This window comes from Ignavibacteriales bacterium (assembly GCA_016709155.1).
Lineage (GTDB): Bacteria > Bacteroidota > Ignavibacteria > Ignavibacteriales > Ignavibacteriaceae > JADJEI01.
In genome coordinates this window covers 1,299,191-1,312,227 of sequence record JADJEI010000001.1, presented here as the reverse complement: position 1 = coordinate 1,312,227, position 13,037 = coordinate 1,299,191, and the positions used below count along the sequence as shown (strand labels likewise).

10 protein-coding genes, 1 other RNA gene and 1 pseudogene are annotated in these 13,037 nt (G+C 36.1%); 7 read left to right on the top strand and 5 right to left on the bottom strand.

All coding sequences use genetic code 11. The features are described 5' to 3' along the window. The first annotated feature begins 104 nt into the window (after nt 1-104). The 7 genes and pseudogenes from IPH11_06485 to ruvA all read left to right on the top strand — a co-directional run bounded on the left by IPH11_06485 (nt 105) and on the right by ruvA (nt 6,274). Nucleotides 105-1,214 carry a Nif3-like dinuclear metal center hexameric protein gene (locus IPH11_06485; protein MBK6913308.1) on the top strand — a complete coding sequence of 370 codons (1,110 nt, stop codon included), beginning with the start codon at nt 105-107 and terminating at the stop codon, nt 1,212-1,214. Between the two features lie 11 nt (nt 1,215-1,225). Then, on the top strand, nt 1,226-1,948 hold the full coding sequence (locus tag IPH11_06480) for a hypothetical protein (GenBank protein MBK6913307.1): 723 nt from the start codon (nt 1,226-1,228) through the stop codon (nt 1,946-1,948). Nucleotides 1,949-2,199: 251 nt separating this feature from the next. After that, nucleotides 2,200-2,611, top strand: an RNA gene (gene rnpB / locus IPH11_06475) — RNase P RNA component class A. A gap of 27 nt (nt 2,612-2,638) precedes the next feature. Then, a complete protein-coding gene (gene recJ, locus IPH11_06470) occupies nt 2,639-4,348 on the top strand; it encodes a single-stranded-DNA-specific exonuclease RecJ (GenBank protein MBK6913306.1) in 1,710 nt (569 codons plus the stop codon). Nucleotides 4,349-4,369: 21 nt separating this feature from the next. Next, complete coding sequence (locus IPH11_06465) at nt 4,370-5,095, top strand: YebC/PmpR family DNA-binding transcriptional regulator (GenBank protein MBK6913305.1); 726 nt, start codon at nt 4,370-4,372, stop codon at nt 5,093-5,095. 54 nt (nt 5,096-5,149) lie between these two features. Then, nucleotides 5,150-5,685, top strand: a pseudogene (gene ruvC / locus IPH11_06460) (crossover junction endodeoxyribonuclease RuvC). A 7-nt stretch (nt 5,686-5,692) separates the two neighbouring features. Continuing rightward, the gene (ruvA, locus tag IPH11_06455; GenBank protein MBK6913304.1) at nt 5,693-6,274 is read left to right on the top strand and encodes a Holliday junction branch migration protein RuvA; all 582 of its coding nucleotides are present in this window, start codon (nt 5,693-5,695) and stop codon (nt 6,272-6,274) included. 4 nt (nt 6,275-6,278) lie between these two features. On the opposite strand, the gene IPH11_06450 is transcribed toward ruvA, so the two are convergent. The 5 genes from IPH11_06450 to IPH11_06430 all read right to left on the bottom strand — a co-directional run bounded on the left by IPH11_06450 (nt 6,279) and on the right by IPH11_06430 (nt 12,812). Then, entirely contained in the window at nt 6,279-6,935 is a 657-nt protein-coding gene (locus IPH11_06450; protein MBK6913303.1) for a fumarylacetoacetate hydrolase family protein, read from the bottom strand. A gap of 48 nt (nt 6,936-6,983) precedes the next feature. After that, on the bottom strand, nt 6,984-8,240 hold the full coding sequence (locus IPH11_06445) for an asparagine synthetase B (GenBank protein ID MBK6913302.1): 1,257 nt from the start codon (nt 8,238-8,240) through the stop codon (nt 6,984-6,986). 27 nt (nt 8,241-8,267) lie between these two features. Beyond that, a complete protein-coding gene (gene clpX, locus IPH11_06440) occupies nt 8,268-9,521 on the bottom strand; it encodes an ATP-dependent Clp protease ATP-binding subunit ClpX (GenBank protein ID MBK6913301.1) in 1,254 nt (417 codons plus the stop codon). A 7-nt stretch (nt 9,522-9,528) separates the two neighbouring features. Further along, nucleotides 9,529-11,373, bottom strand: coding sequence for a tetratricopeptide repeat protein (locus IPH11_06435; protein MBK6913300.1), 1,845 nt, complete (start codon nt 11,371-11,373; stop codon nt 9,529-9,531). Nucleotides 11,374-11,519: 146 nt separating this feature from the next. Next, entirely contained in the window at nt 11,520-12,812 is a 1,293-nt protein-coding gene (locus tag IPH11_06430) for a T9SS type A sorting domain-containing protein (GenBank protein ID MBK6913299.1), read from the bottom strand. Nucleotides 12,813-13,037: the final 225 nt, after the last annotated feature.

Here is a 13,037-nt window from a genome sequence, read left to right as displayed (position 1 = left end):
TAATTTTAAACAGGTTTCTTACGGCGAAGAGTTCTTACAACTCTATTAACCCGAAGAATTATTTATAGAATGCACTTCAAAAACTGAAGTGCATTTTTTTTGTTATGACGTGCGCTGAATTATTTAAACATATTGAATCCTGGGCTCCGAAGGAGATTGCCTGGCAAAACGACAACGTAGGGCTGCAGGTTGGTTCTTCAAAAAGTAAAATTAAAAATATTTTACTTTCGCTTGACCTAACCGAAGATGTTATCAAGGAAGCATTAGCCCAAAAATGTAACCTGATCATCACACACCATCCGTTGCTTTTTCATCCGCTTAAAAAAATCGCAATAGACAATGATTCAACCTCACAGCTCGTTCAGCAGCTGCTTACTCACAAAATAACTCTCTACTCTGCCCATACAAATCTCGATTTCACAAAAGATGGAGTGAGTTTTCAATTAGCAAAGCAATTAGAATTAAAAAATATAAAATTTTTAGAGCCGTTTAATGCAGATCAGGTTAAAGTTGTGATCTTTATTCCTCCAAATTTTGTTGAAAAAGTTTCTGCTGAAATATTTAAAACCGGTGCCGGTACGATAGGTGAATACAACAATTGTAGTTTCAGATTAAATGGCGAAGGTACTTTTATTGGTTCCAACAAAAGCAGCCCGGTTGTTGGATTAAAAGGGAAATTAGAAAGAGTCGATGAAGTAAGAATTGAAATAATTTCCGACAAATGGAATCTGAAAAATATAATTGAAGCAATTAAAAAAAACCACCCTTACGAAGAACCAGCATTTGACATCTATCCAATTGAAAATGAGAACAAAAAATATGGAGCCGGTTCAATAGGATTTCTTGAAAAGCCAATGAGTGAAAAAGATTTTTTAAAATATGTATCAAAAAAATTGAGCGTAAAAGACTTCAGATTTACCGCAGGAAATAAAAAGGCAATTAACAGAGTTGCAGTTTGCGGAGGTTCCGGAAGCGACTTGATTAAATCTGCAATGAAATTAGGCGCAGACGCTTTTATTACTGCGGATGTTCGCTATCATACTTTTCATGAAGCGAATAAAAAAATGTTACTGATTGACGCCGGGCATTATGAAACAGAGATTTTTGTGCTTCATGAACTGCAAAAAAGAATCACGCAAAATATTTTTGATAAAGGAATAAAAATTTTTCAAAATAAACGAACTACAAATCCAATAGAATTTTATAACAACTAAGGAGAAATGAATTGTATAACCGATTAAAATATCTCTATGAGATTCAAAAAATTGATGACCAATTAGATGATCTTGAAGAATTAAGAGGCGACTTACCGAATGCCGTCAAGGATCTCGAAAATAAAATTGAGTCCATCAAATTGGAAGTGGAATCCAAAGAAAAACAAAAAAAAGAAGCCCTGGATAAGCGGCAAAAGAATGAAACTGAAGCTGAAAAATTAAAGGAAAATCAGAAAAAATTTAAAGCTCAGTTATACGCTGTACGCAACAATAAAGAATACGATGCACTTACAAAAGAGATTGATCACTCCGAATCACAAATCAGTAAATCTGAGGCTGAAAATGATTCGCTTGCTAATTTGAGTAAAAAACTTACTGAGGAAATTGAGGATATGACTCCGCTGCTTACGGAACTGGCAGAAGAGTTGAAGGTTAAACAAAAAGAATTAAAAGAAATTATTTCTTCAAACCAGAAGGAAGAATCGAAGCTATTAGAAGAACGAAAAAAAATAGAAGTTCAAATCAAGAAACCTGACTATGCAGCTTATGTTAGAATTAGAAAAGCTAAAAAAGGGAAAGCTGTGGTGACGATTAAAAGATCTGCCTGTACTGGCTGCCATAACATTGTTCCGGCACAAAGGCAGCTTGAAATCAGAAGAAATAATAAAATTTTCTTTTGCGAATATTGCGGTAGAATTTTAGTTTCACATGAAATTTCAGAAACAGACGAATAATATTACCCGTTTTCACAATCGTTTCTAAATAAATTTTTCAGATTTTTCCATTTGAAATCAATATTGAATTAGCCTTCTTGAAGTTCATTTCAACACTGCCCAAAAGCAGATTATTCACCCAAATAAAATTTTCTGCTGACATCAGCGGTGATATTTATTATATTTGAAGTAAGTAATAAAAGTTATAAAACAATCAAAGGCTAATCACAGTTGTTTTTAACAAAATTTTTAACATAAAGAATTCAAAGACTAGCTTGATCCGGGCAATTGCCGCGATTTATCGTGGAGGAAAGTCCGAACATCAAAGAACAGAGTGCCGGGTAACACCCGGGGTCCTGCTAAAGCGGGATACGGAAAGTGCCACAGAAAAAATACCGCCCCGAAGATTTCGGAGTAAGGTTGAAATGGCGAGGTAAGAGCTCACCGCTGCGATGGTAACATCGAAGGTCCTTAATTGGATTCCATAAATTGGAACATGGCAAACCCCGCTCGATGCAAGGTTAAATAGGGAAGTAATTTTTCGGTTCGCCGAATTGCAATGTGGTTCGCATTGTTGTACTTCCGGGTAAACCGCTTGAGACTATTAGCAATAGCAGTCCCAGATAAATAATTGTCATCCTCATTTTCGGGATACAGAATTCGGCTTACAAGATCAAGCTGATCTTTAGTTCTTTGAATAACATTTTTACTATGCTACAAAAGCGTTGGACTCTTAAAGAAACAAATCATGATTTTGCAGTTTCAGCTTTGGCTGATTCCCTGAATATTTCTGAAGCTCTTTCAAGCCTTCTTGTGCAACGGGGTATAAATAATTTTTACGACGCAAAAAAATTTTTCCGCCCGTCCTTAGAATTTCTCTACGATCCATTTTTAATGAATGGAATGGAAGAAGCAACTTCGCGAGTCATTAAAGCCATTACAGAAAATGAACTGATTTGTGTTTACGGCGATTACGATGTTGACGGTACTTGTGCCACAGCGCTGTTATACATGTTTCTAAAAGAACTTGATGCAAAGATTGAGTTTTATATTCCGCAAAGACTAATTGAAGGTTATGGAATTTCAAAAGCCGGTATAGAGAACATTCACGACAAAGGGGCTTCTTTACTGATCAGTGTTGACTGTGGAATAACTGCGATTGATGAAACTGCGCTTGCAAATAGTTATGGGATTGATGTTATCATCTGCGACCACCATCATCCAAAAGAAGAACTTCCTGATGCTTTTGCTATTTTAGATCCGATAAAACCGGGATGTAATTACCCTTTTAAATTTCTCTCCGGAGCAGGCGTTGCTTTTAAATTAGCTCAGGGAATTGCTGAAAGAATTGGGAAACGCGATCTCCCATTTAAATATTTAGATTTAGTTTCACTTGCTGCCGCTGCCGATATTGTTTCTTTAACTGATGAAAATAGAATCCTCGTTCACGAAGGATTAAATCTTATCAATTCCAATCCAAGAGCTGGAATTAAAGCATTAATTGAAAAATGCAGTATCAATCCGGGCAGTCTTTCCTCCGGGCAAGTGGTATTTACTCTTGCACCGCGCATAAATGCTGTTGGAAGACTTGGTGATGCAAAACGTGCTGTTGATCTTTTAACTACCGATAACATTGATGAAGCATTTGAATTTGCAAGTGTGCTGGAAACTGAAAATTATGAGAGAAGAAAAATTGATGTTGATACTTTTGACAGCGCTCTTGAATTGATTGCTTCGTCAGTTGATCTTGAAAATGAAGTCCCTATAATTTTACACCAGGAAGATTGGCATCCGGGTGTCATCGGGATTGTCGCTTCCAGGATTGTTGAAAAATATTATCGCCCTACAATTATGCTTACAACTGTTGACGGAATTGCCAAAGGTTCAGCGAGAAGCATTAATAATTTTAATATTTATGAAGCACTTGAAAAATGTGAAGAGTTATTAATTCACTTTGGTGGTCACCAGGCTGCTGCAGGGCTTGCGATAGAACTTGAAAAGTTAGAAGAATTTAAATACCGTTTCAATCAAATAGTTAAGGATTCGATTAATGATAAAGATTTATCCCCCGAGCTAATGATAGACTCCAAAATCAAATTTTCTGAAATTACACCAAAGTTTATTCGGGTTCTCGAGCAATTCTCTCCCTTTGGTCCCGGGAATATGAGACCAGTATTTCTTGCTGAAGGGGTAAGTATTGTTTCCAACCCTCGTATTGTTGGCGCTAATCATCTTATCGTTACTCTTAAGCAAAATACTATTAATAAAGTGTTCGACTCAGTTGGATTTAATATGGGGGAATTTCTGGATTCCATTAAAATTCCAGGAGTTAAATTTGATATTGTGTTCTCCATTGATAAACTTATTAGAGATGGTAAAGAGTTTCCCCAATTAAAACTTAAAGATTTAAAAATAAATTGAAAATAATCAGGAGATAATAAAATGTCCGGTCATTCAAAATGGGCAACCATAAAAAGAAAAAAGGCTGTTCTTGATTCTAAAAGAGGCAAGATATTTACCAAGCTGATAAAAGAAATTACAATTGCCGCAAGACAGGGCGGGGGCGATCCCGCCGGCAATCCACGATTGAGATTAGCCGTTGATAATGCTAAAGCACAGAATATGCCTCAAGATAATATTGACAGAGCCATTAAAAAAGCTACCGGTGAATTAGAAGGAGTTACCTATCACGAACTTACTTATGAAGGGTACGGACCTGCAAGCATCGCAATACTTGTTGAAGTGGCTACTGATAACAAAAACCGAACCGTTGCAGAAGTACGGCATTTATTCAGTAAACATGGGGGTGCTATGGCAGAAAGCGGTTCTGTTTCATGGATGTTTGATAGGAAGGGAATTATTACTTTGCCGACACAAGGTAAGACCGAAGATGATATGATGGAAATTGTTATTGATGCCGGCGCCGATGACCTCCAAACTGAGGAAGATTATTTTGAAGTTCAAACTTCCATCGAAGCGTTTGAACCATTTAGAAAGGCTTTGCTTGCCAAAAATATCTCAATTGAAAATGCTTCTTTACAATGGATCGCAAAGAATTTAATCGCCGTTCAGGGGGAGGATGCAGAAAAAGTTATGAAGCTCATTGAAGCCATTGAAGATTGTGATGATGTTCAGAATGTTTTTTCTAACGCTGACTTTATTGAGTAGGCTGCAAGAACTAAATATTAATTATCATTCATTTTTTGCAAATTATTTTTTATAATGATAATAATCGGAATTGATCCCGGTACAATTGTGACAGGATATGGAATTATAAAATCTCATAATTCATTATTGGAAAGAATTTCAAGCGGAGTAATAAGACTTTCAGGTACAAAATCGTTATCAGAAAAACTTGAAATTATTTATGATGAGTTGTTTAGAATTATTAAACTTTATAGCCCTGATGAATTCGCAATTGAAACAGCATTTTATGGGAAAAATGTTCAATCAGCAATGAAGATCGGATATGCAAGGGGGGTCTCAATATTGTCTGCAGTTCATAATAAAATCCCTGTAAGTGAATACTCACCGCGCGAAATAAAAAAATCAGTTGTTGGCAAAGGTGCCGCATCAAAAGAACAAGTAAGTTTTATGATTAAGACATTGCTTAATTTGAAATCAGTAAAAATGCAGCTTGATGAAAGTGATGCGCTTGCAACGGCGTTGTGTCATGCATTCAGAATGAAATCGCCTGTGAAAAAAGTAAAGACTGGAAATCTTTTGTCGAAGCATTTCCCGAACGGGTAATTCAATGAGGCTGAAATGATTGGATATTTAACAGGTAAAGTTATTTCGGCGAAACCTACAAAAATATTACTTGATGTAAATGGGGTGGGGTATAATGTGAGTATCTCCATAAATACATTTGAGAAGATAAATGAAAAAGAAAATGTTTCTCTTTTCATTCACACAAATGTGAAGGAAGACTCAATTTCACTTTTTGGATTTTATACTGAACCTGAAAAAGAAATGTTTGAACTTTTTATTTCTATCAGCGGCATCGGACCAAAATTAGCACTTAGTATTTTGTCCGGCATTCTGACTGATGATTTAAAACATGCGATTCAATCAGGTGATACTTCCAGACTAATTGCTGTTCCTGGTATTGGTAGAAAAACTGCCGAACGAGTAGTACTTGAGCTTAGAAATAAAGTGGATGCTGTTACTGAGGAAGGGGCATCTTCAATTCCTGTCAGTAAAAAAAATGAAGCTGTTTCTGCTCTAACAACGCTTGGCTATAACAATAAGATTGCGGATAAAGTTGTGCGGGATATTTTGTCCAGCTCGATTGATATTTCGCTTGAAGATTTAATAAAAAAAGCTCTCTCCATTCTTAATCAGTAACTATTTAGATCACTTCTGCTGTCAATTCGGCAAAAGGCAAAATTTTGGCAGTAATGTTATCGCCTCTTTCCACTTTTCCCACCCCCGCCGGAGTCCCTGTATAAACTAAATCACCCTCTTCCAGGCGCATCAATGAAGAAATGTACTGAACTATTTGTGGCGGTTTAAAAATGATCTTATTCAATTTTTCTTTTTGTTTTACAATTCCATTAATAGAAAGAGAAATTTCTTCCTCAAGAGTAAGTGAATAATTTTCTTTCAAGGTAAAATCCGAAAGAACTGCCGAAGTATCAAAGCATTTAGCAATTGTCCATGGGTGAGATTTTTTCTTTAATTCATTTTGAACATCACGCAAAGTCATATCAAGTCCAAGTCCGTAACCAATAATAGCATTTTCAGATTCTAACAATGAAGCATTTTTAATTTCAGCACCGATAAGAAGAACAAGTTCAACTTCGTGATGCATTTCATTCGAGAATGATGGATAGGTGATTTTACCTCCGGACTGAATTGCTGCAGATGCTGGCTTGAGAAATACTACAGGTTTTTCCGGAACTTCATTTCCAAGTTCACGTGCATGCTCAGCGTAGTTTCTGCCGACGCAAACTATTTTACCTATTTGAATTTCCTTACTGCTGTTTTTTATTTTGATTGATTTCATATTTAATAGTTAATCAGTTAAGTACAGAATAAATTCTGTCCTACGGAATTATGTTTTTTGTTTCTTCTTCGTTGCCGCTGGAAATAAAATATTATTTAATATTAATCTGTAGCCGGGTGAATTTTTAAAGAGGGACAAATCTGTCGGCGGATCACCAACAGCGTGTTGATAGTCTTCAGGATCGTGACCGCCGTAAAAAGTGAAAGTCCCCCTTCCAAAGTTTCCATGAATATATCGTACTTGATCAGTACCTTCGCGTTCACCCATAACAACAAGAGATTTTTTTAGAGTACTTCTTCTGAACATCGTTGTTTGCCCCATAAATCCGCGAACTACGTTCACGTGATTTTGAGTTAGCATTGTTGGCACAGGGTCGTACTTAGCAGAAAAATCAAATAGCGTGAAGTAATCATTTTGCTGGTTGCCTATTTCAAGTGGTTGAATATCAATGTCGCTGTATTCATAAACATAGGGATTCATTTCAAGCTTAAAATTTTCAAAAGCAAGCGTGTTGCTAAAATCAAGTTTCTGCTGGGCGTCAGGATCAGCAGCATCTCCATCATACATCTGCGCACAAATATCAGTATTTAATGAAGCAAGTGAAATATCATAAGAATCGGTTGCTGAGCACATTGCAAACAAAAACCCTCCCTGCCCGACATAATTTTTAATATCAACTGCAACGGTTTTCATCATATCGGAAACTTTTCTAAAGCCGTTTTGCTTTGCATTATTTTCATATTGAACCTGCTGATCAATGTACCATTGCGCACTGCTAAAGCTCGCATAAAATTTTCCATATTGTCCTGTGAAATCTTCATGGTGAAGATGTAGCCAATCATATTTTGAAAGGTCACCGCGGAGAATTTCGTCATTCCAAATTTTATCGTAAGGAACTTTTGCGTATTCAAGAACCATCGTAACAGCATCATCCCAGGGTTGAAATCCCGGTGGAACATAAACAGCAATTTTAGGTGCTTTCTCCAATCTAATAACATCCATGTTATTTTCTTCGCTTTGAACTTCGGAATAAATTTGCGCAGCCTCCGAAAGGGAGAGGGAACTGAATGAAACATTTTCGAGTCTGCACTCATTTGCAATTTCATTGGAATAATCTATCAGGAATGAGCCGCCGCGGAAATTAAGAAGCCAGTCTGCTTTTACTTCTTTTTGAAGAGCGTGAAAAGTTATGCCATAAGCTTTTAGATGATCTGTCTGTTCCAGATCCATAAATATTAATATTTTTGCTTGAGCCGGTAAGATTGAGCAAAATAAAAAGACCAAAGCAAATATTATTTTAATCATGAATTTAATAGTTGCAGATACAAAAAATCAGGCTGACTTTCGATCTGACTCAATAAAGATAGGTTCAGCACCCTGTTCAACCACATCTTTTGTGATAATGCATTTATCAAGATTTTCCCTGTTCGGAATTTCATACATAATGTCAAGCATAAAATCTTCTACGATTGAACGTAAAGCACGTGCACCGGTTTTTCTTTCCATCGCTTTCGTAACAATAGCGTCAAGCGCAAATTTATCAAACTCAAGTTCGACGCCTTCCATTAAAAATAATTTTTTATACTGTTTCAGGATGGCATTTTTCGGAACTGTTAAAATACTTTTTAATGCTTCTTTACTTAATGAATGCAACGGTGCGATTACAGGGATTCTGCCTATTAATTCCGGAATCAGTCCAAATCTTAGTAAGTCTTCGGGCAAAATAAAGTTCAGTAATTCATCTTCGGATGTTTTATCCTTCAGGTTAGAATAGAAGCCCATACGATTTTTGTTTATTCTAGAAGAGATGAGTTTTTCAATTCCTTCGAACGCACCGCCGACGATGAACAAAATATTTTTAGTGTTTACATTAATTAAACTTTGTTCGGGGTGTTTCCTGCCCCCTTTAGGTGGAACGCCGGCAATGGTTCCCTCAAGAATTTTTAGCAATGCTTGCTGAACCCCTTCGCCGGAAACATCGCGTGTGATTGATGTGCTCTCACTTTTGCGTGCGATTTTGTCGATCTCATCAATATAAACGATACCTTTTTGTGCGCGTTCAAGATTATAATCAGCTGCCTGTAAAAGATGAACCAAAACAGATTCCACATCATCGCCGACATAACCTGCCTCTGTAAGCGTAGTTGCATCAGCAATTGCAAAGGGAACATCAAGAATGCGGGCGAGCGTTTGTGCAAGCAGGGTTTTACCCACCCCTGTAGAACCAATCAGAAGTATATTGCTCTTTTCGATTTCAACATCATCAAGTTCAAAAAAAGATTTTTGAGTTGAGATTCTTTTATAGTGATTATAAACAGCAACTGATAAAGATTTCTTTGCCCTATCCTGACCAATAACAAATTCATCAAGTGCCTTTTTAATTGATTGAGGAGAATGCGCTTTACCCGGTTTATTTTTCTGTGTAAAGTTAAATGCCGCAAGATTGTTTTTTAAAATATCCACGCTGCTGCTAACGCAGATATCACAAATGTAAACATCCGGTCCGGCAATCATGCTGCTGACTTCGCTTCCCTCTCTTCCACAGAAGGAACATTTTACAAATTTTTGATTCGTTTTTTTAGCCATTCTAAACCTAACTTAATTTACTTTTTAATTTTTTTATCTCTGTCCTAGCGTTTTCATTATAAATAGAATTGGGAAATAGGGCTAAAAGTTCTTCATAAGCCTCGATTGCACGAGCAGAATTTTTCTTCCCAAACTGATAAATATTTCCCTTCAAATATAATGCTTTATCAGAAAATATATTAGAGGTCTCATCTTCAGTTATTGCTTCTAAAATTTGAATGGCAGAATCGAAAACGTTTAAGGCAATAAAAATTTCGGCTTGTCTTAGTTTTGAAACCGAGCTCAGAAAGAATGCCTGCGGATTTTCAGATAGAAGTTTATAAATATCTAAAGCTTCATTAAATTTTTTCTGAACAACAAGAAACTCCGCAGCGGAAAATTTAAGCAGATTAGAAGAATCGTTTAGTGAAGTGTTCAGCAGAAGTGAAAGCTCAATTGCATCGTTCGCCGAATTATCTTTCAAGTTATTCATTATTTCTAAAAGTTTTTCCCTAACAGCCGGGAAATCTCCTTTATAAAAGTAAATATTTGCAAGCTTGAAATTTGCGATGCTTTTATCTTCAGCCGATAATTTAGTTTTCTTCAAAACAGTTGTAAAGCATGATTCTGCCAAATCAATTTCGCCTTCGTATAAAAAAACATTTCCGAGTTCGATGAAAGCAGCCGGACTGAATTTCGAAAAAGCATATCGAGTTGCGACTGAATGAAAAATATCGGATGACTCTTCAACTAAATTTTGCCGGTAGAATTTAATTCTTCCGATTTGCAAAAGCGCCTCATCGGAAATATCTGTATCAGGATAAAGCTCCGCAACTTCTTTATATGAACTAATAATATTTTCAATCTTTTCAGAGTTCAGTTTTATTACTGGTTGCAGGGGTTTCCAATAATTTTCATTATTAATTTCATTTTCCAACTCAGCTTCGAGTGATTTAGCATAGCCAAGTTTTGACGATGGAATTATTGGTGAGTCTGTATTACTATCGATGATTAACCTGAAAACCTTTTGCGCTAGAGAAAATTCTTTTTCATTATAAAGAGATAGTGCGAAATTATAAAGCTCAACACCCTGCTTATTTAATGACTTGTCAATATCTTGATAAAGTTCGAGAGCTTTGTCATACGATTTATTAATTGAGTAAAGATCAGCAAGGATTTCGCCGAAACTAATGTTACGATTACTACCCCATTCTTCGAATACCTTAATTACGGCATCCAATGCCCCCGGTTTATCGATGAGAGTTGAAATTCTTGTTTCAATAACAGATTGTTGTGCAGTGTTGACCGATAAAATTTCACAATATTCTTCGGCTGCTCCTTCAAATCTAAATGTTAGTGCATACAGATTTGCAAGTTCAAGAGAAAAAGAAATTTTGTCTTCAGAAATTGATTTTGCTTTTTGAAAAATTTTTATTGCTTTATCAAATGCTCGTCGTTCGATAGCATAGTTTGCAATGACTCTGTAGTTGATTGTGTTTTGAGGAAATTGTGCAAGTGCTTTATCCCAAACTTCAAAAGCCCGACTTTCATTACCCGCGAGATAATAACTGCTGCCAAGCATTCCGAATAAATTAATATCATTCGGGTATTTTGTTAAACGGTTTTCAATTAAATCAATTGATGCAAAATAATTTTTTAATTGCAGATAGGTGTCATTCAACGAAACAAAATACTGATAGTTATTCTGGTCCTTTTCGTAAAGCTGCTGAAGTATTGGCAATACTTTTGTGTAATCTCCAGCTTCCTTAAATCTTTGAGCAAGCTGAAAACGATTAAGGTCGTCATTGATTTGCGGAAAATTAATCCCGGACAGGAAAAGTAAAATAATAGAAAGCTTAATTAGAAATTTCATACCTCAAAAATAGCAATTACAAATGTTGATTCAAGGTATAAAACGGGTGGGGTAATTTTTTGATCAGAAAATAAAAAAGGAGCGACTGATGCCGCTCCTATTTTCAAGAACAAAGAACCACTAATCTAGTATTAAGATACTCTTCCTTATTTCAGTAACAACATCTTTCTTGATTCGGTGAAATTCTGTTTTCCATCCAATGACTTTGCATTAATTCTGTAGAAGTACATACCGGCTGCTATGTTAGAGGCATTAAATTCAGTCTGATAATTGCCTGGTTGCTGAACAGAATTGACCAATTCGCTAACTGTTTCACCCATTACATTATAAACAATTATATTTACATTTCCTTCAAATGGGATAGCATAAGATATAATTGTGCTTGGGTTAAATGGGTTAGGATAATTTTGCGCCAATTCAACTTCGGTTAATGATTTATCAGTTGCTGCAGTTAAAGTAAAATTACCATTGCTTTTATCTTTAACTCTATTTACCTTACCTTGTATTTGTACTTTATAATCTGAGCCAGGTGTCAAAGTGGTTGGAATAGTCCAACTGAAAAGTCCATCACTTGGAGTGTTTGGCGAAATAGTCAGAACTTTTGTAAAACCCTTGAGAAGTGAGATACTCACATTATCAGGAATATTGTCTGTCCAGGTAACATCGTGTGTGCTTCCTAAAGCCCAGCTTTCTCCACCATTAGGAACAGTAACCGTAATTGCGCAAGCACTTCCAACTGTTCCTTCTAATCGAAATGCCATATCAAATGAGGATGCATCCCCGACTAAGCAATCGGTAACTCTACGATGCCACGTTGTATCACAGCCTGTTGCAAATCCGTCGCCGAGGTTTTCCCAAGCAGACTCGCTGTTTAACTGACCAAAACTATTTAGCCAAAACCACTGACTGCCGGCTCCAAAATCCAAATTAGCCTGTACTGAAACCCACCATGTTCCAGAACACAAATCCGCCGGTGTCGGTAAATCTATTGTCAGAGTACCTGTAGCATCAAGCGTTGGAACTATACCGAGTGCGCTATAAATTTGAGTGCCTGGAAGTGATGTGGGTCGGTTATTTTGATAAAACCATACGTCAACTGTAGGTGCGGCATCAAGAGTGTAAAAACCAGGAACAAAAACCCTTGTAACAGACCAGGATACTCCGGAAGGAACTTTAAAGTCATCTGCCGCTTGAGTATCATACGCATCATAGATTGTTTCGAAATCTTGAGAAGTAGTACCGAACGAATCAACTGTTGCGGTCTGATCATAAAGAACGGCTGATGGAGATGAAGAAGGCAAAATTACCCTATTTCCTCCATTACTTTTCAGAATTGGAATAACAGACTTCTGTTGCCCAAATATTGAGCCGCAAAAAAGAATTATGAAAAAAGAAATCCCCAAATGCTTCACAATGTTTTTGTGAAAGATGATGTTCATACGAACCTCCGATGAATGGTTATTAGATATTATTATTTAATAGAGCGCATTTTTTAAAAACTGTATAAAATAACGTGGAGATATTATTATCACTTAAAAAGGTTGTATAAAAAAAATATTAGTTTGAAATTAAAAGCAAAGCAATTTATGATGAGGCAATAATAATTCTCTTTTTAATGAAAACAAAATAAAAATTAATAATATTAAAATAATTTTTAGTTACTC